The following is a 22,006-nucleotide window of genomic DNA, read 5'->3' on the forward strand; positions in this document are numbered from 1 at the left end:
GCTGTGTGAGGGCGCGCGGAAAGCGCGTGTCGCTCAAGCGTGGCGCGTAGGGTGGATGACCGCCTGGGCGATCATCCACCGGCGCTGGGCCGTTGCGGCGTTCCGGCCGGTGGAAAAGGCTGCGCCGTTTTCCACCCTACGTGTGGAGCGGGGATGTTCAGCCGCGGGCGCCGCCGCGGGCGTTGCGCACGCCGGTGCTGAGTTCGCGGCACAGGCCCAGCACGCCTTGCACCGCCTGTTCCGGGCTTTTGGCGCTGGCGATCTGGTCGATCAGTGCCGAGCCGACCACCACGCCCTCGGTCAGCCGGGCGATGGCCGCGGCCTGCTCCGGCGTGCGGATGCCGAAGCCCACGCATACCGGAATATCGGTGTGGCGCTTGAGGCGCGCCACCGCTTCCTCGACGTGCTCCAGGGTGGCCGAGCCGGCGCCGGTCACGCCGGCCACCGAGACGTAGTAGACGAAGCCCGAGCTGCCGTTGAGCACGGTGGGCAGGCGCTGGTCGTCGGTGGTCGGCGTGGTCAGGCGGATGAAGTCGATGCCGGCGGCCTGGGCCGGGTCGCACAGCTCGTCGTTATGTTCCGGCGGCAGGTCGACGACGATCAGGCCGTCGACGCCGGCCTCTTTCGCATCGGCGACGAAGCGTTCGACGCCATAGGCGAAGATCGGGTTGTAGTAGCCCATCAGCACCAGCGGCGTGCTGGCGTTGGTTTCGCGGAATTCGCGGACCATCTGCAGCGTCTTTGGCAGGTTCTGCTTGGCCGCCAGCGCGCGGATGTTGGCCAGCTGGATCGCCGGGCCGTCGGCCATCGGGTCGGTGAACGGCATGCCCAGTTCGATGACGTCGGCGCCAGCTTCGGGCAGGCCCTTGAGGATCGCCAGCGAGGTGGCGTAGTCCGGGTCGCCGGCGGTGACGAAGGTCACCAAGGCGGCGCGGTTCTGCTGCTTCAGTTCGGCAAAGCGGCTCTGCAGGCGGCTCATGCTTTTTTCTCCTGTTCGGCCATGTGATGCATCACGGTCTGCATGTCCTTGTCGCCGCGGCCGGAGAGGTTGACCACCATCAGGTGCTCCTTGGGCAGCCTGGCGGCGCGCTTGAAGGCTTCGGCCAGGGCGTGGGCACTTTCCAGCGCGGGGATGATGCCTTCCAGGCGGCAGCACTGGTGGAACGCTTCGAGCGCTTCGTCGTCGGTGATCGGCACGTACTCGACGCGCTTGATCTCGTGCAACCAGGCGTGTTCCGGGCCGACGCCGGGGTAGTCGAGGCCGGCGGAAATCGAATGCGCGTCGGTGATCTGGCCGTCGGCGTCCTGCAAGAGGAAGGTGCGGTTGCCGTGCAGCACGCCCGGCGCGCCGCCGGCCATGCTGGCGGCGTGCTTGCCGGTGTCGATGCCGTGACCGGCGGCCTCGACGCCGACGATCTGCACGCTTTCATCGTCGAGGAACGGGTGGAACAGGCCGATGGCGTTGGAGCCGCCGCCGATGCAGGCGACCAGCGAGTCGGGCAGGCGGCCTTCCTTCTGCATGATCTGCTCGCGGACCTCGTTGCCGATCACCGACTGGAAGTCGCGGACCATGGCCGGGTAGGGGTGCGGGCCGGCAGCGGTGCCGATCAGGTAGAAGGTGTTGTGGACGTTGGTCACCCAGTCGCGCAGGGCTTCGTTCATCGCGTCCTTCAGCGTGCCGGTGCCGGCGGTGACCGGGATCACCTCGGCGCCCAGAAGCTTCATGCGGAAGACGTTGGCCTGCTGGCGGTCGATGTCGGTGGTGCCCATGTAGACCACGCACTGCATGCCGAAGCGCGCGGCGACGGTGGCGGTGGCCACGCCGTGCATGCCGGCGCCGGTCTCGGCGATGATGCGTTTTTTGCCCATGCGCTTGGCCAGCAGAATCTGGCCGATGCAGTTGTTGATCTTGTGCGCGCCGGTGTGGTTGAGGTCCTCGCGCTTGAGGTAGATCTTCGCGCCGCCGAAGTGCTCGGTCAGGCGCTCGGCGTAGTACAGCGGGCTGGCGCGGCCGATGTAGTCGCGCTGGAAGTAGGCCAGCTCTTCGAGGAACGCCGGATCGCTCTTGGCCTTCTCGTACTCGGCGGCCAGCTCGTTGATCAGCGGCATCAGGGTTTCGGCGACGAACTGGCCGCCGAAGCGGCCGAACAGCCCGCGGTTGTCCGGGCCGGTGCGGTATGAGGTCATGGAGCGCTCCTTGATTGGGTGCCGGTGTACGCAGTCGGGGTGACCGTAGGGTGGACAACAGCGCAGCCTTGTCCACCATCGTGATCGACGGTGGAAAATCGCTTCGCGGGTTTTCCACCCTACGGCAGGTATGAGGGCGAGCTTACGGCTGCAGGCCCTCGCGGAAAAGCGATAAGATCGCCGAAACACGTCAGGAAAACTCACCTATGGCGACTGAGCTTCCCCCCCTCAACGCGTTGCGTGCCTTCGAGGCGGTCGCCCGCCTGGGCAGCCTGAAGCGCGCTGCCGACGAGCTGAACGTCACCCACGGGGCCATCAGCCGGCAGCTGCGAACGCTCGAGGAAACCCTCGGGGTGGCGCTGCTGCAAAAGGAAGGGCGCGGCGTAAAACTCACCGATACCGGGCGTCGGCTGGGCGAGGCGAGTGGCGAGGCTTTCGCCAAGCTGCGCGGCGCCTGTGACGAACTCCGTCGCGATACCGCCGAGGCGCCGTTCGTGCTCGGCTGTCCGGGCAGCCTGCTGGCGCGCTGGTTCATTCCGCGGCTGGACCGGCTCAACCGCGATCTGCCGGAACTGCGCCTGCAACTGTCGGCCAGCGAGGGCGAGCTGGACCCGCGTCGCCCCGGCCTGGATGCCACGCTGTGGTACGCCGAGCCGCCGTGGCCGGCCGACATGCAGGTGTTCGAGCTGGACGCCGAGCGCATCGGCCCGGTGCTCAGCCCGCATCATCCGCGGTGTGCCGCGCTGCGTGCGCTGCCGGCGGCGGCGCTGCTCGACGAGCCGTTGCTGCACCCGGCCTCGCGACCGCAGGCCTGGCCGAGCTGGGCACAGCAGCAAGGGCTGGAGCCGGCACGGCTGCGGTTGGGGCAGAGCTTCGAGCACCTGTATTTTCTCCTGGAAGCGGCGCTGGCCGGGCTCGGCGTGGCCATCGCCCCGCAGCAGCTGGTCGCCGATGACCTCGCCAGCGGCCGTCTGCTGGCGCCCTGGGGCTTCGTCGAGACCTCCGCACGGCTGGCGCTGTGGGTGCCGACACGGCGGGTCGGCCGGCGTGCCGAGCGGCTGGCCGAGTGGTTGCGTGCGGAGCTTCACGAGGCGCGCCCGTCGCCGGGCTGACCCTGCGCCGCGGCCGAACTCCGGCGTGACCGTCGAGTCCTATGCGCATCGCCGCGTGGCGCGTTCGACGGGCCTTGCGACGAGCCCCTTCGCGCAAAAAAGGATTTTCCAGATGACCCCGCTCTTTCTCGCTCCGGCCCTGCTGGCCGGTCTGCTGGCCTCGGCCTCGGCCTCGGCCGCGGCGCAGGCCGCCGTCATCGAACTGGACGGCATCGGCCTGTCGCGGGACGTACCCTGCAACGGTCAGGCAGTGAACATCTCCGGTAACGGCAACCGTATCCAGCTGACCGGCGACTGCGGCGCGGTCGAGGTCTATGGCTCGGATCATCAGGTGAGCCTGCAGCGTGCCGCCGCGCTGACCGTCTCCGGTGCCGAGAACAGCGTGCAGGCCGAGGCCGTCGGCAGCCTGAGCGTGGACACCAACCGCAACCGTGTGCGCACGGCCATCGTGGCCGGCGCCGAGCCGGCGGTCGTGGAGGTGAGCGGTGCCGAGCACGAACTGGAGCTGCGCTTCGACGCGCCGGCGCAGGTGTCCGTCGAAGGTGCCGACAACCAGTTGCTCTGGCAGGGCCAGGAGCCGCACTTCGCCGTCGGCGGCGTCGATCAGCGGATCGAGCGCAAGCCGTGAAGCGGATCAGCCGGCGATGAAGCGCACGCCGGTGGCCTCCAGCAGCCTACGCTCGCTGGGTTACGACGCCGCGCAGCAGGTGCTGGAGGTGGAGTTCGCCAGCGGCGCGCTGTACCGCTACGAGCAGGTGCCGGCCGCGGCGGTGCAAGCGCTGCTGCAGGCCGATTCGCTGGGCCGGCATTTCAATCAGGTATTCAAGCCGCAGCACTACCCCTACCGGCGCATCGCATGAATGGCCGCCGCGGCGGCTGAACTTCGCGTGGCTCTGCTAGCCTCAATTCAGGCAGGGACGGCCTCAATCGAGCGGAGGCTCATCGAACGCAAGGGGGCATTCATGTCGGACCATCACACCTACAAGAAGATCGAGATCGTCGGCTCGTCGCGCAACAGCGTCGACGAGGCGATCCGCAACGCCGTGGCCGAGGCGGGCAAGACGCTGAAGAACCTGGAATGGTTCGAGGTCGGCGAGATTCGCGGGCACATCCGCGACGGCCAGGTGGCGCACTTCCAGGTCACGGTGAAGATCGGCTTCCGCCTCAACGACAGCTGACGCGGCAGCCGCGCTGAGGCGTGCCGGGCTCACTTCAGCCCGGCAAGAATCTCGAAGGCGCGGTGGCGGTCGGCGGTTTCGTACAGATCGCAGGTAAAGATCAGTTCGTCGGCCTGGGTCTGCTCCAGCAGCACGTCCAGCCGCGCACGCACCTTCTCCGGCCCGCCGATCAGCGCCAGACCGAGGAAATCGCCCACCGCCTGCTGCTCATGCGGCAGCCACAGGCCGTGCATGCTCGGCACCGGCGGGCGCAGCACCAGGCTCTGGCCGCGGATCAGCGCGAGGATGCGCTGGTAGACGCTGGTCGCCAGGTACTCGGCCTGCTCGTCGCTGTCAGCGGCGATCAGCGGTACGCCGAGCATCACGTAGGGTTTGTCGAGGACCGCCGAGGGCTGGAAGTTGTCGCGGTAGAGCTTGATCGCCTGATGCATGAAGCGCGGCGCGAAATGCGAGGCGAAGGCATACGGCAGGCCCTTGGCCGCGGCCAGCTGGGCGCTGAACAGGCTGGAGCCGAGCAGCCAGATCGGCACGTTGCTGTTCATGCCGGGCATGGCGATGACGCGCTGGTTCGGCTGGCGCGGGCCGAGCAACCGTTCCAGTTCCTCGACGTCCTGCGGGAAGTCGTCGGCGCTGCCCATGCGGTCGCGGCGCAGCGCGTGCGCGGTGAACTGGTCGGCACCCGGCGCACGGCCGAGGCCCAGATCGATGCGCCCGGGATATAGGGCCTCCAGCGTGCCGAACTGTTCGGCGATCACCAGCGGTGCGTGGTTGGGCAGCATCACCCCGCCGGCGCCGAGGCGGATGCGCGTGGTGTTGGCGGCCAGGTAGCCGATCAGCACGGCGGTGGCGGCACTGGCGATGCCGTCCATGTTGTGGTGCTCGGCGACCCAGAAGCGCTCGAAGCCGAGCCCTTCGACGTGCCGTGCCAGCGCCAGGGCATTGTGCAGCGCCTGGGCCGGCGTGCCGTCATCGCGGATCGGTGCCAGGTCTAGGGCGGAAAAGCGGGTCTGGGCAATACGGGACATCGTCTACCTCTTCCTCAATAGCAGTGCTCGGCCTGTGCCTCGACCAGCACGTTGCGCTGTTCGTCGAGCAGCCAGCCCTGTGGCGTGAAGCCGAGCGAGCGCGCCTGGAACAGATAGCGCTTGCCGGCCTCGAAGTGGTCGTACTGCACCACCATCGTGCAGCGCATGGTCTGGGTCTCGCCGAACATGCCGAGGCCGCCGCCACTGACTTCGAATTCGTAGTTGGCTTCGAGTTCATGACGGCCCGGCGGCACCTGGAAGAAGCGCCCGTCGTAGGTGCGCTTGCCGTCCAGCCGGTCGGACATGAAGATGTCGATGGTCTGCGCGCGCATGTCCACCCAGGCCATCTGCGGATCGTGCGGCGGCAGCGGGCTGGCGCAGCCGGTCACGGCGAGAGCGATCAACAGGGCGAGCGTCAGGCGCATGATGAGTTCCTCGACGGGCATGCACGAGGCCACTGCCTCGTCACGATCCTGCGAGCCTGCGCCAGATGCCGGGGCTTTTCAACCGCGCCGGGCGGGCACCGGCCTCAGCGTTCGGCGAGGTTGCCGCAGCCCTTTTCCTCGGCGCGCGCCAGCACGTACTGGTGTTCGTCGTAGAGCTTGGCCCACGGACGGAAGCCGTAACCCCCGGCCACCAGCCGATAGCGCGCGCCGGCATTGAAACGGTCGTAGGCCAGGGTCAGCTTGCAGTCGCGCGGCAGCGGTGCGCTGGCCGGGCCGATGTTGCTGCCCTCGACTTGGAAGCGATAGCGCATCTCCAGCGTGCGGCTGCCCGGCTCGACCTGAAAGTAGCGGCCGTCATCCAGCGCCTTGCCGTCCACCGCCAGTGCCTGCAGCTGCGTTTCGCCATGCGGCTTGAGATCCACCCAGGCCTGGCTGGGATCGGGCTTGGGCATCCACAGCGAACAACCGGCGAGGGGCGAAAGCAGCAGGGCAACGAGGAGAGCGCGCATCGGGAAGGCTCCGACCGGGCAGCGGGCGCCCGGCTAGCGAAACGAAAGCGAATGCCGGCGTGGGATTGCCATCCGCCGCGCGGCCTTTGTAGGGTGCCGACTGACCCGGCACGACGCCGGTTGCGACTCACCGGTTGATTCCCGATGCCGAAGCCCAACGCCGCCACCATCGACCACCGCGCCCTGCGCTGGGTTCCCCTGCTGCTTGCCGTTGGTCTGAACGGTTGCAGCTATTACAGCCAGCTGGCGGTCGGTCAGCTCGAACTGCTGCGCCAGCGCGAGCCGGTCGCGCGGGTGATCGCCGACCAAACCCGCGCCCCGGCGTTGCGTCAGCGCCTGACGCATGCGCTGGAAGCGCGCCGCTTCGCCAGCAGCGCGCTGGGGCTGCCGGACAACGACAGCTACCGGTTGTACGCGGACATCCAGCGGCCCTACGTGGTGTGGAACCTGTTCGCCACCGAAGCGTTCTCGGTAAAGCCCGTCGAGCATTGCTTCCCGATTGCCGGCTGCGTGGCCTATCGCGGCTATTACCGCCAGGGTGCCGCGCGCGGCGAGGCGGCGCGTCTGCAGGCGCAGGGGCTGGATACCCACGTGGCGGGCGTCGAGGCCTATTCGACGCTCGGCTGGTTCGCCGACCCGCTGCTCAGCTCGATGCTGCGCCGTGACGACGAGCAGCTTGCCGCGCTGCTGTTCCACGAGCTGGCGCACCAGCGTCTCTACGTGCCCGGTGACACCGCGTTCAACGAGTCCTACGCCACCTTCGTCGAGCGCGAGGGACTGCGCCAGTGGCGCCGCGCGCGCGGCCTGCCGCCGCTGGACGGCCAGGCGCAGCGGCAGTATCGCCAGTTGGTCGAACTGCTGCTGGCTACGCGCGAGCGGCTGGCCGCGCTGTATGCCTCGGACAGGCCGCAGGCCGAGCTGCGGGCACTCAAACAGGCCGAATTCACGCGGCTGCGGCGTGACTACCGGCACCTGCGCGACGGTGCCTGGGGCGGCTCGCGGCGTTTCGATGGCTGGTTCGCGCGGCCGCTGAACAACGCCAGCCTGGTGCCGTTCGGCCTGTACGACCGCTGGGTGCCGGCGTTTGCCGCACTGTTCGAACAGAGCGAACGCGATTGGGCGCGCTTTCACGCGGCGGTCGAGGCGCTCGCCGAGCATCCCGCCGACGAGCGGGAGGCCGCGCTCAGGCAGCTGTCCGACTGAGCAGGCGCAACGGCGCCGCGCGCTACCACGGCGCTTTGCGCCGAACGCGGTTCATGTGTCTAAAAGTTGCGATATACCGTTCATCGGCGGCGATTCCCTCGACCGTGAACGGTGCGAATCGTTTGCCGAAGCCTCCGGTCCTCTTTACTAGGTCGCCGATTCATACGGCGGCGATCCCTCATGCCTGATACCCACGCATAACCACGGAGGCTCCATGGAGACCCTATCCGGAATTTTCGACAACAAAGGCACGCCGCTGGAGAAGCAAAAGTTCACCTGGAAGGAAATGGCCGGCAAGCCGATCAGCAAGCTCGATGACGATGCCTTTACCCGTGTGCGCATCATCCTCATGAACGGCGTCGAGACCGATGCCCTGCGCCTTTCCCACGGCATCGCCCGCTTCAACAAGGAACTGCGCCTGCCGCTGGCGCAGATTCGTCGCACCGAGCAGCACCAGGCGACCATGATCAACTGGCTGATCGGCGCCGACCACTCGCCGCTGGAAACCACCGTCGCCTACGAGCAGGTCGCCATCGAGGTGACCGCCGCCGTGGCGCAGAACGAGCCCGATCCCTACCAGGCACAGACCTATCGCTTCGGCCTGCTGGAAGACTTCGACCACCTGTATCGCTACTCCGCGATGCTTGATCGCCTCGAGGGCAAGGATGCCAACAACATCCTGCAGGGCTACACCGACATCGTGCCGGGACGGAAAACCTCCGAGCACCATCGCCATCCGGAAAACGACATCCGCGACAACTACGAGAAGAACAGCGCCGCGCTGATCACCAAGATCCACGCGGCGCTGATCACCGGCGCGGAATACCAGACCCACGACTACTACATGAACATCGGCCCGCTGTTCGCCGACCCGCTGGCGCGCCAGCTGTACGCCGAGATCGCTTCGGTGGAGGAGCAGCACGTGACCCAGTACGGCGCGCTGTCCGACCCCAGCGAGAGCCACATCGAGAAGTGGCTGGTGCACGAAGCGATGGAGGTCTACATGTACGCCAGCTGCGCCGAGCAGGAGACCAACCCGCGGATCAAGGCCATGTGGGAGCGCTTCCTCGACTATGAGCTGGGCCACCTCAATGTCGCCTGCGAGTGGTTCAAGAAACTCGAAGGTCGCGATCCGGCCGAGATTCTCGCCGGCCCGCTGCCGAAGATGGTCGAGTTCAAGAGCCAGCGCGATTTCGTCCGCCAGGTGCTGGCCGCCGAGGTCAACCTGCGTACCGCCGGCCCGGCCTACGTGGACAAGGCCAAGGAGCCGCAGTCCTCGCTCGACTACCGCAACCACCTCGCCTCAGAAGGGCTCGCCTCGGACATCGTCTCGGCGGGTTACCAGTGGGCGCCGGGTGGCGAACTGATGCGCAAGGCTTCCTGAGGAGACGACCATGGCTACTGCAGCGAAAGTAGGAACCAATTTCACCGGCGTGCAGATGTCGCCGAAGGACACCAAGCGCCTGCTGGAAGCGGTCAACGAGATTCACCCGGACGTGCCGGGCGACGAACACGGCATGCTGGTCGAGCGTGCCGAGCGCAATGAAGAGGCCGACCGCATCGGCTCCGTGCCGGTGCCGGGTTCGGCCAAGGGCATGCTCAAGACCGGCTTCGACATGATGAAGGGCAAGAGCCCCGAGGTGTTCATCGACAAGCTCGGCGAGCGCCTGGCGTTCGAGCGCAACGGCGTGCGTCTGTACGAGGCGATGATCGCCAAGGCGCGCAACCTCGATTCCGGTAGCGCGCTGGTGGACGAGTTGCAGCACATCCGTGACGAAGAGTTCGAGCACATGATGCTGGTGCACGCGGCGATGGAAAAACTCGGCGCCGATCCCACCGCGCAGACGCCCTGTGCCGACGTGGCCGGGGTCATGGCGATGGGCATCATGCAGGTGCTGACCGATCCACGCACCAACATCCCGCAGTGTCTGAATGCATTGCTGACGGCGGAGCTGGCGGACAACGCCGCCTGGGAACTGCTGATCGAGCTGGCGCAGGCCGCGGGCCATCCGAACATCGGCGACAGCTTCGTCAAGGCCAAGACCCAGGAAGACGATCACCTGCTGAAGATCAAGACGCTGATGCGCCGCGATCTGATCCTGCAGACCAAGTAAGCGCGGCCCGAATGCAAAGCGCGGCTTTCGCCGCGCTTTGTCGTTTCTACGGAAAGGGGTGGTCACTCAGCGCGGCTGCTGCACCAGCGCGGGCAACTGTTCGGCGAGCTTCTGCACCCGCAGCGGTGCGCGGATGAAGCCGTGCTGGCGACCGTCCGGGCCGATGATGACCAGATTGCCGCTGTGGTCGACGGTGTAGTTTTCCTTGCTGGTGTCCGGCGGAATGAACGGGATACCGACGCCGTTGGCCAGCGTCTGGATGGCCTCCGGCGTGCCGGTCCAGCCGTGAAAACCGGCGTTGAAATAACCCAAATATTCCTTGAGCTTGGCCGGCGTGTCGCGGTTCGGATCGACACTGACCAGGATCGGCTGGAGCTGCCCGCGCACCGTTTCGGGGAGCAGGCCGTTGAGCTGGCGCAGCTCGGCAAGGGTGGTCGGGCAGATGTCGGGACAGAAGGTGTAGCCGAAGAACAGCAGCGTCCAGCCGCCCTTGAGCTGGTCGACCTGCACCGCCTGGCCATTCTCGTCGGTCAGGCTCAGCGCCGGCAGCGGGCGGCTCTGCGGCAGCAGCACGATCCCGGCATCCAGCAACTGGGTCGGGTCGGGCTGGCGCTCGCCATTGAGCACCTTGGAAACCGTCAGCCCGACGACCAGCGCGATCAGCGCAACGAGGATGAAGACGGTTTTCTGGATGCGGGTCATGGGCGTCCTGTGGGTGGCTGGGTGGCCTGTTCGGCCACTAGAAATCGAGCAGCAGATAATGATCAACCAGTAGCGCGATGAACAGCGCGAACAGGTACCAGATGCTGAATTTGAAGGTCTTGATTGCCGCATGTGGCCGGCTGTCGCGGTACAGCGCGATGGCCCAGTAGAGAAACCGCCCGCCCAGCAACGCCGCGGCGACCAGGTACAGCAGGCCGCTCATGTGGATGGCGAACGGCATGAAGCTGACCGCCAGCAGGATCGCGGTGTAGAGCAGGATATGCACCTTGGTGTAGTGCACGCCATGGGTCACCGGCAGCATCGGAATGTTCACCTTGGCGTACTCGGCGCGGCGGTGGATCGCCAGCGCCCAGAAATGCGGCGGCGTCCAGGCGAAGATGATCAGCACCAGCAGCAGCGGTTCGGCGCTGATCTGGCCGGTCACCGCGACCCAGCCGAGCAGCGGCGGCGCGGCGCCGGCCAGCCCGCCGATAACGATGTTCTGCGGCGTGGCGCGCTTGAGAAAGCCGGTGTAGATCACCGCGTAGCCGATCAGCGAGGCGAGCGTCAGCCAGGCCGCCAGCGCGTTGGTGAAGGCCAGCAGCAGTGCCAGCCCGGCGACGCCCAGCGCCAGGGCAAAGGTCAGCGCGGCGGCGGGCGACACCCGGCCCTCGGCCAGCGGGCGCTTATGGGTGCGCGCCATCACCGCGTCGATGCGGCGGTCCACCACATGATTGACCGCCGCCGCGCCACCGGCGCACAGCGCGATGCCGAGGTTGCCGAACAGCAGCACCGTCCAGGGCACGCCGGCGCGGGTGGCGAGGAACATGCCGACCAGCGAGGTGATGAGCATCAGCAGCACCACCTTCGGCTTGGTCAACTCCAGGTAGTCGCGCCAGCTGGCCTGGACGCGGCGTTCGCTGAGTACGGTGGCCATGATGTTCTCCTTATGGTCGGGCGCCGGGCAGGTCGAAGCGACCGGCCGAGGACGTCATCGATGCGGGATGTCGGGCGCGTGCAGGCTGGCGCAGGCGGTAGTTGATCAGCACCAGTACCAGCAGTAGCGCGGCGCCGCCGCCGTTGTGCGCTACCGCAACCGGCAATGGCAGGTGCAGCACGACGTTGGCGATACCCAGCCCGACCTGCAGCGTCAGCGCGCCGAGCACCAGCGCCGCGAGGCGGCCGAGGCCGTTGCGCCGCAGCAGCGCGGCGAGCGTCAGCAGCACCAGTGTTACGCTCAGTGCGCCGAGCCGGTGGCTGACGTGGATTGCCGTGCGCGCCTCGCCGTAGAGCAGGCCGCCGAGGTAGTTGGGGCCGATGTCGTGATGGGTGAGGTTGAAGGCGTTGGCGAAATCCATCCGTGGCCACCATTCACCGTGGCAGGTGGGAAAATCGGTGCAGGCCACCGCTGCATAGTTGCTGCTGACCCAGCCGCCGAGGGTGATCTGGCCGACTACCAGCAGCAGGGCGAGCGCCGCGAAGGCGCGCAGCCGGCCGTCGACCGCGCCCAGCGGCGGTAGCGCCCCGGACAGGCGCAGGCACAGCAGGAACAACAGGCTCAGGGTGGTGAAGCCGCCCAGCAGGTGCGCGGTGACCACCTGCGGCCACAACTGCAGCGTCACCGTCCACATGCCGAACAGCGCCTGGGCGATGACCACGGCGAGCAGCAGCAGCGGCAGTTTCACCGGCTGGCCCGGCGCGTCGCGACGGCGCAGCGCCTGCACCGCCAGCGCCAGGATCACCAGCCCGAGGCTGCCGGCGAAATAGCGGTGGACCATCTCGTTCCAGCCCTTGCGCACCTCCACCGGCGCCTCGGGAAAGCGTTCGGCGGCCAGGCTCTGCGCCTGCTCGCTCATCGGCACGCTGAGAAAACCGTAGCAGCCTGGCCAGTCCGGACAGCCGAGGCCAGCGTGGGTCAGCCGCGTGTAGGCGCCGAGCAGCACCACCACCACGGCCAGCGCGGTAGCGAACAGGGCAAGGCGGTAACCGGGGCGGGCCATCGGGTGCTCCTTGTGCCGGCTTCAGCCGATCTGCGAAATCTTCAGCAGGTACTTGAGGTCGTCGAGGATCGCCTTGCCGTCGGCCTTGGCGTCGTAGCGCAGCACCAGATTGCCGTGCGGATCGACGATCCACAGCTGCGGCGCGGCATCGCCGGTCGGGGTCAGTCCGTAGCGCTGCAGTTGCGGGTATTCGCGTGCCAGCCGCTGTTCGGCTTCGGCCGCCAGCGGCGCGCTGCTGGCCAGCGCATGGCCGGCGCGCGCCGCCTCGCGGGCCAGGCCGATATTGATCTGCCGCGCCAGATAGACCAGCCGCAGGCAGTCTTCCGCGCAGCCTTGCGGCGCGGTGACCAGCAGCTCCCAGCGTGTCGCGGCCGCCGGTGCCTGCACGCCGATGGCCGCACGGTTCTGCCCGTCGGCGACCAGCACGCCGTGGTAGCTGCGGCTCTGCGGCACCCAGAAACCGTAGCGGTACATGGCCGAGGCCAGCAGCATCGGCCCCAGCACCACGGCGATGATCAGCAGCAGTTGCAGACGCCCGCGCCCGCGGCGGGGCTCAGTGGCGTTCATGGTCGGATTCATCGGGTTCATGCCGTGCTCCTCGTGCCTGATGCACGCCGAAATAGATGAACAGCGCCAGCAGCGCCGCGGCCAGGGCGAACCACTGCACCGCATAGCCGACGTGCTGCTGCGGACTCATGCTGGTCACCGGCCAGTCCGCGCGGTAGGCGCTCGGGCCGGGCTCCAGGCGCAGTTCTTGGGCCACGCCGTCGCGGCCGAGCAGCGCCCACAGCGCCGGAACATCGACGTGGCTGATCAGCCGCGGCCAGCCCTCGGCCATGCGCTCGCTGAAGACGAACGGTTTGCCCGGCGGCACGTACAGCCAGGCGGCGAGCTTGAGGGGCTGCTGCGGTGTGTCGAACTGCGGGGCGATGCGCCGGTCCGGCCAGGGCAGCCAGCCGCGGTTGATCAGCAGCCAGCGACCGCTGGGTTCGTCGTAGAAGGGCTGCAGCAGCTCCACGCCGACCTGGCCGTCGCGCGTGCGGCTGTCGAGCAGAAAGCTGTGCGCGGCATCGAAGCGCCCCTGCAGGTACACGCGCGCGTAGGCCTGCCCGGCGCTGCCGTCGAGCTGCTCCGGCGTCAGCGGCGCGGCCTCCTGGCGGGCCTGCTGGCGCTCCAGCAGCTCGCGCTTCTGCTCGCTGCGTTCCAGCTGCCAGAAACCCAGCCAGATCAGCAGCGGCAGCAGCGCCAACACCAGCAGGGTCGGCAGCAGCCCCGGGCGGAAGCGGCTCATGGCCGGCACCCTGGAATGTAGATATGGCTGGCTATAATCCACCCCCACTCCCCTCCCATCTAGGGCACCTCTAAAAACTACCTGCGTTGCCCTCGCTGCGTTGGAAACAGGCTCAAAATGCTCATTTACAACTCGTAAACTGCGCTTTTTCGCCTGTTTCCGCCTTGCGCTGGCTGCCTCGTCTACGTTTTTAGAGGTGCCCTCTGGAATCGCTCATGCTCAAGACGGCGATCGTTCTTTTGTTAGTGGCCACGCTGGTCAGTCTGTTCAGTGGCCTGTTCTTCCTGGTGCGCGACGAGGGGCGCCGCTCTCGCGTGATCGCGGCGCTGTTCGTGCGCGTCTGCCTGGCTGCGCTGACCGTTGCGCTGATCGCCTGGGGCTTCTGGTCCGGCGAACTGCGCCCGGGGCTGGCTTCCTAGATCACGTAGACGAAGACGAACAGGCCGATCCACACCACGTCGACGAAGTGCCAGTACCAGCTCGCCGCCTCGAAGCCGAAGTGGTGTTCGGCGCTGAAATGCCCGCGCAGGATGCGGATCAGCATTACCGTGAGGATGATCGCGCCCATCGTCACGTGCGCGCCGTGGAAGCCGGTGAGCATGAAGAACGTCGCGCCGTAGATGCCCGAACCGAGCGTCAGCCCCAGCTCGTTGTAGGCGTGGATGTATTCCTCGGCCTGCAGGATCAGGAAGGCCGCGCCGAGCAGCACCGTCACCGCCAGGCCGATCTTCAGCTGCTGGCGATTGTTCTTGCGCAGCGCGTGGTGCGCCCAGGTCAGGGTGAAGCTGGAGGACACCAGCAGGATGGTGTTGACCAGCGGCAGCCCCCAGGCGCTGATGGTGCCTTCCGGTGCCGGATAGAGCTTGGGATCGGGATTGTTCAGCAGCGGCCAGCTGTACTCGAATCCCGGCCACAGCATGTTGCTGACGCCCTTGTCGCCTTCACCGCCGAGCCAGGGGCCGACCCAGTAGCGCACGTAGAACAGCGCGCCGAAGAAGGCCAGGAAGAACATCACCTCGGAGAAGATGAACCAGCTCATGCCCCAGCGGAACGAGCGGTCCATCTGTGCGCTGTACAGCCCGGCGCGGCTCTCCTTCACCACCGCGCCGAACCAGCCGAACATCATGTAGGCGATCAGCAGCGCGCCGATGAAGAAGATCAGCGGCCCGCTGGATTCGGCGCGCTCGGCCTTCAGGTCGTTGAACCAGGTGCCCAGGCCGAAGAAGGTGACCAGCAGGGCGACGGTGGCGATGATCGGCCATTTGCTCTGCGCCGGGACGTAGTACTGCTCGTGGGTCTGGGTGCTCATTGCAGACTCTCCTTGGCCGCGGCCGGTGCCAGGGCGGCGACCGGTGGCTGGCGGGACGTGATGTCGAACAGCGTGTAGGCGAGGGTCAGGTGGCGCACATCGGCCGGCAGGTCGCGATCGACGATGAAGCGCACCGGCATCTCGATGCGCTCGCCCGGCTGCAGCACCTGCTGGGTGAAGCAGAAGCATTCGGTCTTGTGGAAGAACGCCGCGGCCTTCGACGGCGAGACGCTCGGCACCGCCTGGGCGGTCATCGGCTTGTCCGTCGGATTGAAGGCGACGAAGCGGATTTCCTGGCTGGCGCCCGGATGCACCTCCACCTGCGCGGCCAGCGGCTGGAACTCCCAGGCCATGCCTGCGGCGTTGGTGGCGAGGAACTGCACGCGCACCTGGCGCGCCGCATCCACCGTCTGCTTGCCGTCATAGGCGCCGGCGGTCTTGCCGTTGATGCCGAACGCCTGGCACATCACGTCGTAGATCGGCACCAGGGCGAAGCCAAAGGCGAACATCGCCGCCACCACCAGCAACAGGCGGCGAACCAGACGCGCGGTGGGCAGTGACTCGCTCATCGGCGGCTCCTCGGCAGGCGCCGCCCGCGTGGGCGGCCGGCGGCTGCGCTAGTCATGCTTGGGCCCCGTGCGGTGCTCGTGCAGGGTGTCCATGTCCGGCGGCGTGGTGAAGGTGTGGTAGGGCGCCGGCGACGGCACGCTCCATTCCAGCCCTTCGGCGCCGTCCCACGGCTTGGCCGGGGCCGGCACGCCGCCGCGGATGCACTTGATGACGATGAACAGGAACAACAGCTGCGTGGCGCCGAACATGAAGGCGCCGACGCTGGAGACCATGTTGAAGTTGGCAAACATCATGTTGTAGTCGGGGATGCGTCGCGGCATGCCGGCCAGGCCGACGAAGTGCATCGGGAAGAACGCCAGGTTCATGCCGATGAAGCTCATCCAGAAGTGCAGCTTGGCCAGCGTCTCGTCATACATGTGCCCGGTCCACTTCGGCAGCCAGTAGTAGGCCGAGGCGAAGATGCCGAAGATCGCCCCCGGCACCAGCACGTAGTGGAAGTGCGCCACCACGAAGTAGGTGTCGTGGTACTGGAAGTCCGCCGGGGCGATGGCCAGCATCAGCCCGGAGAAGCCGCCGATGCTGAACAGGATGACGAACGCCACGGCGAACAGCATCGGCGCCTCGAACGTCAGCGAGCCGCGCCACATGGTCGATACCCAGTTGAACACCTTCACGCCGGTGGGCACGGCGATCAGCATGGTGGCGTACATGAAGAACAGCTCGCCGGTCAGCGGGATGCCGACGGTGAACATGTGGTGCGCCCAGACGATGAACGAGAGGAAGGCGATGGCGCCGGTGGCGTAGACCATCGAGGTGTAACCGAACAGCGGCTTGCGGCTGAATGCCGGGATGATCGAGCTGATCGCGCCGAACGCCGGCAGGATCATGATGTACACCTCGGGGTGGCCGAAGAACCAGAACACGTGCTGGAACAGCACCGGATCGCCGCCGCCAGCGGCACTGAAGAAGCTGGTGCCGAAGTGGATGTCCATCAGCATCATGGTCACCACGCCGGCCAGTACCGGCATCACCGCGATCAGCAGGAAGGCGGTGATCAGCCAGGTCCAGACGAACAGCGGCATCTTCATCAGCGTCATGCCGGGTGCGCGCAGGTTGAGCACGGTGGCGATGACGTTGATCGCTCCCATGATCGAGCTGATGCCCATCAGGTGGATGGCGAAGATGAAGAAGGTCACCGATTCCGGCGCGTAGGTGGTGGACAAGGGCGCGTAGAAGGTCCAGCCGAAGTTCGGCCCGCCGCCCTCCATGAACAGCGTCGACACCAGCAGGCCGAAGGCCGCCGGTAGCAGCCAGAAGCTGAAGTTGTTCATCCGCGGCAGGGCCATGTCCGGCGCGCCGATCATTAGCGGAATCATCCAGTTGGCCAGGCCGACGAAGGCCGGCATCACCGCGCCGAACACCATCACCAGGCCGTGCATGGTGGTCATCTGGTTGAAGAATTCCGGCTGCACGATCTGCAGGCCTGGCTGGAACAGCTCGGCGCGGATCACCATCGCGAAGGTGCCGCCGAGCAGGAAGGCGCAGAAGCTGAACCACAGGTACATCGAGCCGATGTCCTTGTGGTTGGTGGTCAGCAGCCAGCGCGAGAGGCCCTTGGCCGGGCCGTGGTGGTGGTCATGCCCGGCATGCCCATGATCGTCGATCACTGCACTCATCAGCCTGTCCTCTTACTGGGTGGCTTCTTCGGCCTGTTTGAAATCCAGCACGTCTTTCGGCGTGACCATGTCGCCCTTGGCGTTGCCCCAGGCGTTGCGCTCGTAGGTGATGACCGCGGCCAGATCGACTTCCGAGAGCTGCTTGCCGAAAGCCGCCATCGCGGTGCCCGGCTTGCCGTTGACGACGATGTTGAGGTGGCCGCTGACTTCGCCGGTGGCGATGGCCGAGCCCTTGAGCGCCGGGAACATCGGCGGCAGGCCCTCGCCGGTCGGCTGGTGGCAGGAGGCGCAGTTGGTCTGGTAGACCTTCTCGCCGCGCGCGGAGAGTTCGTCGAGTGTCCACTCCTTGCCGGTCAGCTCCTTGAGCTTGGCGGCCTCGGCCTTGCGCTCGGCCATCCAGGCGGCGTAGTCCTCCTGCGACTTGACCTCCACCACCACCGGCATGAAACCGTGGTCCTTGCCGCACAGCTCGGTGCACTGGCCGCGGTAGATGCCGGGCTGCTCGACACGGGTCCAGGATTCGTTGACGAAGCCGGGAATGGCGTCCTTCTTCACCGCCAGCTCCGGCACCCACCAGGAATGGATCACGTCCGCCGCGGTGACCAGGAAGCGCACCTTGGCACCGGCCGGGATGACCAGCGGCTGGTCGACTTCCAGCAGGTAGTGCTCGCCCTTGGGCGCCTGGTTGTTGATCTGCTCGCGCGGCGTGGTGAGGTTGCTGAAGAACTCCACGTCCTCGCCCAGGTACTTGTAGTGCCACTTCCACTGGTAGCCGGTGATCTGCACATCGACGTCCGATTCGCTGGAGTCGTAGATGTGGATCAGCGTGCGCGTGGCCGGGACCGCCATGCCGATCAGGATCAGCAGCGGAATGATCGTCCAGAGCGCCTCGACCTTGGTGTTTTCGTGGAAGTTGGCCGACTCCTGCCGGCGTGAGCGACGGTGCGCGATCATCGAATAGATCATCACGCCGAACACCAGCGCGCCGATGACCACGCAGATCCAGAAGATCGCCATATGCAGGTCGAATACCGAGCGACTGACCTCCGTCGCCCCCGAGCGCATGTTCACGTCCCAGGCCGCTTGCGCCTGGCTGACGAGCGTCGATAGTCCAAGCCCCATCCAGATGCATGGATGTCGAGACATTGCGGGTTCCCCTTATGATTCTTGTTATCCCGCCGACTGCCATCGCCACCGCCGAAAATCGTCTGGCCGGAATCGTTCCGGGATGCCAGCTACGTTTTCGATCAGCCCGATTTTGCCGCCGCACCGCCGCTATGAAGCGGTGGTTACGCCGGCGCCTGCACGCGCAGTCGGAACTTCAATCAGGTACGCCTACGAACGGAGTATAGACAGCCATTCCTGACTGGCAATTCAGACATCGGAAGCGTCTGCCACGCGGGTTGTGGGCGCATCGTTCTTCTTCACGCCACGCAAGTTCATCAGTGCCAGGCAGACCTGCAGCACGATCAGCGCCCACGCCTGGGCGTGCCAGCCCCAGATCACCCAGAGCAGATTGCTCAGCAGAAAACAGCAGAAACCGATGAAGCGCCGCCCCGGGCGCAGCGAGCCGATCAGCCAGGCAGCGATCACCGTGACGAGCATGGCCGGCCATTGCAGCAGATCGATCCAGTCCACAGCCCACTCCGATACGGGGGTACAGGAATTGGTGCGGCGGCAGCGCCAGTTAGTTCCTCGCCGCCTGGCCCGCGGACGCTGCGTCGGGTGGAAAACCGCGCAGCGTTTTCCACGCGTCCGTCGGCATCTGCGCGCTGCCGACTCTGGCTGGCCTCACCGCTCTCGCTGGGCAAACACGCCTGGCCTTGCCTTTCGGTGGATAAGCAGAGCGTTATCCACCCTACGCCTGCCCGGTCCGCTGGTAGGGTGGAAAACCGCGCAGCGTTTTCCACGCATGCGCCGGCATCTACGCGCTGCCGGGGCACGCCGTCAAAGCAGATTCATCTGCCGGCCGGGCGGGGCGAAACGGCTGCAATCCAGACCATGGTTCTGCTCGCGGCGGTTGAAGCCCAGGCGCCGGCAGGCCAGGCGGAAGCGCTGCGCCAGCAGCTCGGCGAACTGGCCTTCGCCGCGCATGCGGCTGCCGAAACGGCTGTCGTTGCTGCGGCCGCCACGCGACTGGCGCACCAGGCTCATTACATGCGCGGCGCGCTGCGGGAAGTGCTCGGCCAGCCAGGCCTCGAACAGCTCTGCCAGCTCGTGCGGCAGACGCAGCAGGACGTAGCCCGCCGACGCCGCGCCGGCGCCGCGGGCGGCTTCGAGCAGGTGTTCCAGCTCCATATCGTTGATCATCGGGATCATCGGCGCGCACATCACGCTGACCGGCACGCCGGCCTCGTGCAGCGTGCGCAGCACCCGCAGGCGCGCCGCCGGCGAGGCCGCGCGCGGCTCCATGATGCGTTTGAGTTCGTCGTCCAGCGTGGTGAGGCTGACCGACACGCTGACCAGCCGCTGCTCGGCCAGCGGCACCAGCAGGTCGAGGTCGCGCAGCACCAGCGAACCCTTGGTGATGATGTGCACCGGATGGCGGTAGCGCAGCAGGATCTCCAGCGCCTGGCGCGTCAGCCGCTGCTCGCGCTCCAGCGGCTGGTAGGCGTCGGTATTCACCCCTAGCGCGATCGGCTGCGGCACATAGCCCGGCTTGCTCAGCTCCGCTTCCAGGCGCTCGGCGAGGTTGGTCTTGGCGATCAGCTTCGTCTCGAAATCGATACCCGGCGACAGGTCCCAGTAGGCATGGCTGGGCCGCGCGAAACAGTAGATGCAGCCGTGCTCGCAGCCGCGATAGGGGTTCACCGAGCGGTCGAAGCCGACATCCGGCGACTGATTGCGTGTCAGCACCGACTTGGCGATCTCCCGGCGCACCTCGGTGGCGCGTGTCGGCGGCACGTCCTGCTGCCAGCCGTCATCGTAGGCCTCGCTGCGTGTCGGCGCGAAACGGTTGTCGGGATTGATCGCGGTTCCGCGACCGCGGGGTGTCTGAGGCAAGCCGGGCATGAGGATCGAGCCTGTTACTGTTTATTCGTACAGTATTTTACTCGAGCAGCAGCCTGCTAGCGCGATCCGATCGACGGTGCGATGACCACCGGTCATCCGCTCCGGGAACATTTGCGCCGCGCCCGGGACAAACCAGTCTGGTCGGATTCCACAGGGATGCCGGTACGCGTACCGGCCCGGCAGTACCGGCCAGGCCTCTTCAATTCCATCGGCTGCCGACACCTCAGGAGCAGACCATGCAGACCTCCTTCCACACGCGGGAGAACAACTTCGACTTCCTGCGCTTCTTCGCCGCGGCGCTGGTGCTGTTCGCCCACAGTTATCCGCTGGTCGGGCGGCGCGGTGACGAGCCGCTGACCGTGCTGACCGGCTACGAGAAGGGCGGCTCGATCGCGGTCGGCATCTTCTTCGTCATGAGCGGCTACCTGATCGCCTCGTCCTGGCTGGCCAGCAGCAGTCCGCAGAGCTTCCTGCTCAAGCGCGCACTGCGCATCTTCCCGGCGCTGATCGTCGCGGTGCTGCTGACCACCTTCGTTCTCGGCCCGCTGGTCACGCAGTTCGACCTTGCTCGCTACCTCGCCGCGGACGGCACCTGGACCTACCTGCAGAACATCCTGCTGGTGACCCGTTTCGAGTTGCCCGGGGTGTTCGACGGCAACATCTACCCGGACGTGGTCAACGGTTCGCTGTGGACGTTGCCGCTGGAAGTGTTGATGTACATCGGCGTGATGATCCTCGGGCTGACCGGCTTCCTCAAGCGGCGGCTGATCTTCCTGCCGATCGCCGCGCTCGCTGTCGGGCATTTCTGGCTGCTGGGCAAACTCGGCATCGACTCGTATTTCATCAAGAACATCTTCAAGCTCGGCCTGCTCTACTACGCGGGCTCGGCGCTGTTTCTCTATCGCGACGACATCCCCTGGCGCGGCTGGATCGCTGCGCTGCTGTTCGCCGCGCTGGTAGCGACCTTCCGCACCGACATCGGACAGCTGGTGTACTTCGTCGCGCTGCCGTATCTGGTGCTCTACCTCGCCTACGCGCCGCTGCCGTGGGTGTCGCGTTTCGGCAAGTACGGCGACTTTTCCTATGGTCTGTACATCTACGCCTTTCCGTTCCAGCAGCTGGCGGTCTACCTGTTCGGCCCGCAGATCGGGGTGCTTGGTCTGTCGCTGATCGCGTTCGTGCCGACGCTGATCTGCGCGGCGCTGTCCTGGCACCTGGTCGAGGCGCCGGCGATGAAGCTCAAGCGCCTGTTTGCCCGCGCGCCGCAGCCGGGGCGGGCGGCACGGGGCAGCGAGGGCTGATCCGGCGGCCCCAAGGGTCATCGCGCTTTCCCTGAAAAAGCAAAGATTGGCGGTATTGGGCTGGCAGGACTGGGTGGTCTGCCTGCTCGTTTAGGTTTGTGGTCTGGAGATCAGGGCCATTACCGCGTGAGATGGTGGTTCTGGTTTCGGCCACCCGGCCGAGTCACTTTCTCTTTGCTCGCGCGAAAGAGAAAGTGACCAAAGAGAAAGCGCGCCCGACATCCGGGTCTGGCCTGCGACCAGACTTCCCTCGCTCCGGCGCCGCTCCGGGGGCACGTCACGAAGGGACGTCCCTGTCCCTTCGTGACTCGCTCGGCGTCCTGCCTCGCGTCCCCCTGCGCGACACCTCTACTCGGCCTCCTGACGGGATC

General features: G+C 66.7%; 25 protein-coding genes. 9 read left to right on the plus strand and 16 right to left on the minus strand.

All coding sequences use genetic code 11. From position 1 onward, the window contains the following. Positions 1 to 157: 157 nt before the first annotated feature. Together trpA and trpB are read right to left on the minus strand one after the other, a co-directional pair. On the minus strand, positions 158 to 979 hold the full coding sequence (gene trpA, locus NAV27_RS00185; RefSeq protein ID WP_008569154.1) for a tryptophan synthase subunit alpha: 822 nt from the start codon (positions 977 to 979) through the stop codon (positions 158 to 160). After that, positions 976 to 2,187 (minus strand): tryptophan synthase subunit beta, encoded by a 1,212-nt coding sequence (trpB, locus tag NAV27_RS00190; protein ID WP_102828149.1) that lies wholly within the window; start codon positions 2,185 to 2,187, stop codon positions 976 to 978. Before trpB ends, trpA begins: the two co-directional genes overlap by 4 nt. A 206-nt stretch (positions 2,188 to 2,393) precedes the next feature. Between trpB and NAV27_RS00195 the strand changes: the two genes are divergently transcribed. The 4 genes from NAV27_RS00195 (at position 2,394) to NAV27_RS00210 (ending at position 4,477) form a co-directional block, all read left to right on the plus strand. Continuing rightward, complete coding sequence (locus tag NAV27_RS00195) at positions 2,394 to 3,299, plus strand: LysR family transcriptional regulator (protein WP_102828148.1); 906 nt, start codon at positions 2,394 to 2,396, stop codon at positions 3,297 to 3,299. A 112-nt stretch (positions 3,300 to 3,411) separates the two neighbouring features. Next, positions 3,412 to 3,927 (plus strand): DUF3060 domain-containing protein, encoded by a 516-nt coding sequence (locus NAV27_RS00200; RefSeq protein ID WP_102828147.1) that lies wholly within the window; start codon positions 3,412 to 3,414, stop codon positions 3,925 to 3,927. Positions 3,928 to 3,943: 16 nt separating this feature from the next. After that, the gene (locus tag NAV27_RS00205) at positions 3,944 to 4,159 is read left to right on the plus strand and encodes a KTSC domain-containing protein (RefSeq protein ID WP_102828146.1); all 216 of its coding nucleotides are present in this window, start codon (positions 3,944 to 3,946) and stop codon (positions 4,157 to 4,159) included. Positions 4,160 to 4,261: 102 nt separating this feature from the next. Next, positions 4,262 to 4,477: a dodecin gene (locus tag NAV27_RS00210; protein WP_008569160.1), complete on the plus strand. Its 216-nt coding sequence runs from the start codon at positions 4,262 to 4,264 to the stop codon at positions 4,475 to 4,477. A gap of 29 nt (positions 4,478 to 4,506) precedes the next feature. On the opposite strand, the gene NAV27_RS00215 is transcribed toward NAV27_RS00210, so the two are convergent. The 3 genes from NAV27_RS00215 to NAV27_RS00225 all read right to left on the minus strand — a co-directional run bounded on the left by NAV27_RS00215 (position 4,507) and on the right by NAV27_RS00225 (position 6,457). Beyond that, positions 4,507 to 5,502: an LLM class flavin-dependent oxidoreductase gene (locus NAV27_RS00215; RefSeq protein WP_102828145.1), complete on the minus strand. Its 996-nt coding sequence runs from the start codon at positions 5,500 to 5,502 to the stop codon at positions 4,507 to 4,509. Between the two features lie 14 nt (positions 5,503 to 5,516). Continuing rightward, a complete protein-coding gene (locus NAV27_RS00220; RefSeq protein WP_102828273.1) occupies positions 5,517 to 5,927 on the minus strand; it encodes a PA0061/PA0062 family lipoprotein in 411 nt (136 codons plus the stop codon). A gap of 104 nt (positions 5,928 to 6,031) precedes the next feature. Then, complete coding sequence (locus tag NAV27_RS00225; RefSeq protein WP_008569163.1) at positions 6,032 to 6,457, minus strand: PA0061/PA0062 family lipoprotein; 426 nt, start codon at positions 6,455 to 6,457, stop codon at positions 6,032 to 6,034. A gap of 144 nt (positions 6,458 to 6,601) precedes the next feature. On the opposite strand from NAV27_RS00225, the gene NAV27_RS00230 reads away from it, so the two are divergent. The 3 genes from NAV27_RS00230 to NAV27_RS00240 all read left to right on the plus strand — a co-directional run bounded on the left by NAV27_RS00230 (position 6,602) and on the right by NAV27_RS00240 (position 9,774). After that, positions 6,602 to 7,660: an aminopeptidase gene (locus NAV27_RS00230; RefSeq protein WP_102828144.1), complete on the plus strand. Its 1,059-nt coding sequence runs from the start codon at positions 6,602 to 6,604 to the stop codon at positions 7,658 to 7,660. A gap of 214 nt (positions 7,661 to 7,874) precedes the next feature. After that, positions 7,875 to 9,044 carry a hypothetical protein gene (locus NAV27_RS00235; RefSeq protein ID WP_008569165.1) on the plus strand — a complete coding sequence of 390 codons (1,170 nt, stop codon included), beginning with the start codon at positions 7,875 to 7,877 and terminating at the stop codon, positions 9,042 to 9,044. Positions 9,045 to 9,054: 10 nt separating this feature from the next. Then, positions 9,055 to 9,774 (plus strand): ferritin-like domain-containing protein, encoded by a 720-nt coding sequence (locus NAV27_RS00240; RefSeq protein ID WP_008569166.1) that lies wholly within the window; start codon positions 9,055 to 9,057, stop codon positions 9,772 to 9,774. A 66-nt stretch (positions 9,775 to 9,840) separates the two neighbouring features. On the opposite strand, the gene NAV27_RS00245 is transcribed toward NAV27_RS00240, so the two are convergent. From NAV27_RS00245 to NAV27_RS00265, 5 genes are read right to left on the minus strand one after another with little or no spacing between them, the layout of a single operon-like run. Continuing rightward, the gene (locus NAV27_RS00245; protein ID WP_102828143.1) at positions 9,841 to 10,476 is read right to left on the minus strand and encodes an SCO family protein; all 636 of its coding nucleotides are present in this window, start codon (positions 10,474 to 10,476) and stop codon (positions 9,841 to 9,843) included. A 37-nt stretch (positions 10,477 to 10,513) separates the two neighbouring features. After that, positions 10,514 to 11,413 carry a heme o synthase gene (gene cyoE / locus NAV27_RS00250; protein WP_102828142.1) on the minus strand — a complete coding sequence of 300 codons (900 nt, stop codon included), beginning with the start codon at positions 11,411 to 11,413 and terminating at the stop codon, positions 10,514 to 10,516. 10 nt (positions 11,414 to 11,423) lie between these two features. Further along, entirely contained in the window at positions 11,424 to 12,476 is a 1,053-nt protein-coding gene (locus NAV27_RS00255) for a COX15/CtaA family protein (protein ID WP_102828141.1), read from the minus strand. 21 nt (positions 12,477 to 12,497) lie between these two features. Beyond that, on the minus strand, positions 12,498 to 13,055 hold the full coding sequence (locus NAV27_RS00260) for a PA_0111/PP_0108 family redox-active disulfide protein (RefSeq protein ID WP_102828272.1): 558 nt from the start codon (positions 13,053 to 13,055) through the stop codon (positions 12,498 to 12,500). Beyond that, on the minus strand, positions 13,030 to 13,767 hold the full coding sequence (locus NAV27_RS00265; RefSeq protein ID WP_102828140.1) for an SURF1 family protein: 738 nt from the start codon (positions 13,765 to 13,767) through the stop codon (positions 13,030 to 13,032). Before NAV27_RS00265 ends, NAV27_RS00260 begins: the two co-directional genes overlap by 26 nt. A 215-nt stretch (positions 13,768 to 13,982) precedes the next feature. Here NAV27_RS00265 and NAV27_RS00270 point away from each other — a divergent pair, with 215 nt between their 5' ends. Further along, positions 13,983 to 14,186, plus strand: a complete 204-nt coding sequence (locus NAV27_RS00270; RefSeq protein ID WP_102828139.1) for a twin transmembrane helix small protein — start codon at positions 13,983 to 13,985, stop codon at positions 14,184 to 14,186. On the opposite strand, the gene NAV27_RS00275 is transcribed toward NAV27_RS00270, so the two are convergent. The 6 genes from NAV27_RS00275 to NAV27_RS00300 all read right to left on the minus strand — a co-directional run bounded on the left by NAV27_RS00275 (position 14,183) and on the right by NAV27_RS00300 (position 20,334). Then, positions 14,183 to 15,076: a cytochrome c oxidase subunit 3 gene (locus NAV27_RS00275; protein ID WP_102828138.1), complete on the minus strand. Its 894-nt coding sequence runs from the start codon at positions 15,074 to 15,076 to the stop codon at positions 14,183 to 14,185. The two genes, NAV27_RS00270 and NAV27_RS00275, sit on opposite strands and share 4 nt — an antisense overlap. After that, complete coding sequence (locus NAV27_RS00280; protein WP_102828137.1) at positions 15,073 to 15,645, minus strand: cytochrome c oxidase assembly protein; 573 nt, start codon at positions 15,643 to 15,645, stop codon at positions 15,073 to 15,075. The genes NAV27_RS00275 and NAV27_RS00280 overlap by 4 nt, the downstream gene beginning before the upstream one ends. A 48-nt stretch (positions 15,646 to 15,693) precedes the next feature. Further along, on the minus strand, positions 15,694 to 17,322 hold the full coding sequence (ctaD, locus tag NAV27_RS00285; RefSeq protein ID WP_102828136.1) for a cytochrome c oxidase subunit I: 1,629 nt from the start codon (positions 17,320 to 17,322) through the stop codon (positions 15,694 to 15,696). A 12-nt stretch (positions 17,323 to 17,334) separates the two neighbouring features. Further along, a complete protein-coding gene (coxB, locus tag NAV27_RS00290; RefSeq protein ID WP_102828135.1) occupies positions 17,335 to 18,468 on the minus strand; it encodes a cytochrome c oxidase subunit II in 1,134 nt (377 codons plus the stop codon). A gap of 228 nt (positions 18,469 to 18,696) precedes the next feature. Beyond that, on the minus strand, positions 18,697 to 18,927 hold the full coding sequence (locus NAV27_RS00295) for a hypothetical protein (protein WP_178099546.1): 231 nt from the start codon (positions 18,925 to 18,927) through the stop codon (positions 18,697 to 18,699). A gap of 342 nt (positions 18,928 to 19,269) precedes the next feature. Next, positions 19,270 to 20,334 carry a PA0069 family radical SAM protein gene (locus NAV27_RS00300; protein WP_054094279.1) on the minus strand — a complete coding sequence of 355 codons (1,065 nt, stop codon included), beginning with the start codon at positions 20,332 to 20,334 and terminating at the stop codon, positions 19,270 to 19,272. Positions 20,335 to 20,570: 236 nt separating this feature from the next. Between NAV27_RS00300 and NAV27_RS00305 the strand changes: the two genes are divergently transcribed. After that, a complete protein-coding gene (locus NAV27_RS00305; RefSeq protein ID WP_102828134.1) occupies positions 20,571 to 21,635 on the plus strand; it encodes an acyltransferase family protein in 1,065 nt (354 codons plus the stop codon). Positions 21,636 to 22,006 lie beyond the last annotated feature (371 nt).

It is taken from the genome of Stutzerimonas degradans (genome assembly GCF_024448505.1).
Taxonomy (GTDB): Bacteria; Pseudomonadota; Gammaproteobacteria; order Pseudomonadales; family Pseudomonadaceae; genus Stutzerimonas; species Stutzerimonas degradans.

Bases quoted from the DNA above. Each gene is read 5' to 3' on its own strand.
- trpA (WP_008569154.1), bottom strand. From the start codon at position 979: ATGAGCCGCCTGCAGAGCCGCTTTGCCGAACTGAAGCAGCAGAACCGC.
- trpB (WP_102828149.1), bottom strand. From the start codon at position 2,187: ATGACCTCATACCGCACCGGCCCGGACAACCGCGGGCTGTTCGGCCGC.
- NAV27_RS00195 (WP_102828148.1), top strand. From the start codon at position 2,394: ATGGCGACTGAGCTTCCCCCCCTCAACGCGTTGCGTGCCTTCGAGGCG.
- NAV27_RS00200 (WP_102828147.1), top strand. From the start codon at position 3,412: ATGACCCCGCTCTTTCTCGCTCCGGCCCTGCTGGCCGGTCTGCTGGCC.
- NAV27_RS00205 (WP_102828146.1), top strand. From the start codon at position 3,944: ATGAAGCGCACGCCGGTGGCCTCCAGCAGCCTACGCTCGCTGGGTTAC.
- NAV27_RS00210 (WP_008569160.1), top strand. From the start codon at position 4,262: ATGTCGGACCATCACACCTACAAGAAGATCGAGATCGTCGGCTCGTCG.
- NAV27_RS00215 (WP_102828145.1), bottom strand. From the start codon at position 5,502: ATGTCCCGTATTGCCCAGACCCGCTTTTCCGCCCTAGACCTGGCACCG.
- NAV27_RS00220 (WP_102828273.1), bottom strand. From the start codon at position 5,927: ATGCGCCTGACGCTCGCCCTGTTGATCGCTCTCGCCGTGACCGGCTGC.
- NAV27_RS00225 (WP_008569163.1), bottom strand. From the start codon at position 6,457: ATGCGCGCTCTCCTCGTTGCCCTGCTGCTTTCGCCCCTCGCCGGTTGT.
- NAV27_RS00230 (WP_102828144.1), top strand. From the start codon at position 6,602: ATGCCGAAGCCCAACGCCGCCACCATCGACCACCGCGCCCTGCGCTGG.
- NAV27_RS00235 (WP_008569165.1), top strand. From the start codon at position 7,875: ATGGAGACCCTATCCGGAATTTTCGACAACAAAGGCACGCCGCTGGAG.
- NAV27_RS00240 (WP_008569166.1), top strand. From the start codon at position 9,055: ATGGCTACTGCAGCGAAAGTAGGAACCAATTTCACCGGCGTGCAGATG.
- NAV27_RS00245 (WP_102828143.1), bottom strand. From the start codon at position 10,476: ATGACCCGCATCCAGAAAACCGTCTTCATCCTCGTTGCGCTGATCGCG.
- cyoE (WP_102828142.1), bottom strand. From the start codon at position 11,413: ATGGCCACCGTACTCAGCGAACGCCGCGTCCAGGCCAGCTGGCGCGAC.
- NAV27_RS00255 (WP_102828141.1), bottom strand. From the start codon at position 12,476: ATGGCCCGCCCCGGTTACCGCCTTGCCCTGTTCGCTACCGCGCTGGCC.
- NAV27_RS00260 (WP_102828272.1), bottom strand. From the start codon at position 13,055: ATGAATCCGACCATGAACGCCACTGAGCCCCGCCGCGGGCGCGGGCGT.
- NAV27_RS00265 (WP_102828140.1), bottom strand. From the start codon at position 13,767: ATGAGCCGCTTCCGCCCGGGGCTGCTGCCGACCCTGCTGGTGTTGGCG.
- NAV27_RS00270 (WP_102828139.1), top strand. From the start codon at position 13,983: ATGCTCAAGACGGCGATCGTTCTTTTGTTAGTGGCCACGCTGGTCAGT.
- NAV27_RS00275 (WP_102828138.1), bottom strand. From the start codon at position 15,076: ATGAGCACCCAGACCCACGAGCAGTACTACGTCCCGGCGCAGAGCAAA.
- NAV27_RS00280 (WP_102828137.1), bottom strand. From the start codon at position 15,645: ATGAGCGAGTCACTGCCCACCGCGCGTCTGGTTCGCCGCCTGTTGCTG.
- ctaD (WP_102828136.1), bottom strand. From the start codon at position 17,322: ATGAGTGCAGTGATCGACGATCATGGGCATGCCGGGCATGACCACCAC.
- coxB (WP_102828135.1), bottom strand. From the start codon at position 18,468: ATGTCTCGACATCCATGCATCTGGATGGGGCTTGGACTATCGACGCTC.
- NAV27_RS00295 (WP_178099546.1), bottom strand. From the start codon at position 18,927: ATGCTCGTCACGGTGATCGCTGCCTGGCTGATCGGCTCGCTGCGCCCG.
- NAV27_RS00300 (WP_054094279.1), bottom strand. From the start codon at position 20,334: ATGCCCGGCTTGCCTCAGACACCCCGCGGTCGCGGAACCGCGATCAAT.
- NAV27_RS00305 (WP_102828134.1), top strand. From the start codon at position 20,571: ATGCAGACCTCCTTCCACACGCGGGAGAACAACTTCGACTTCCTGCGC.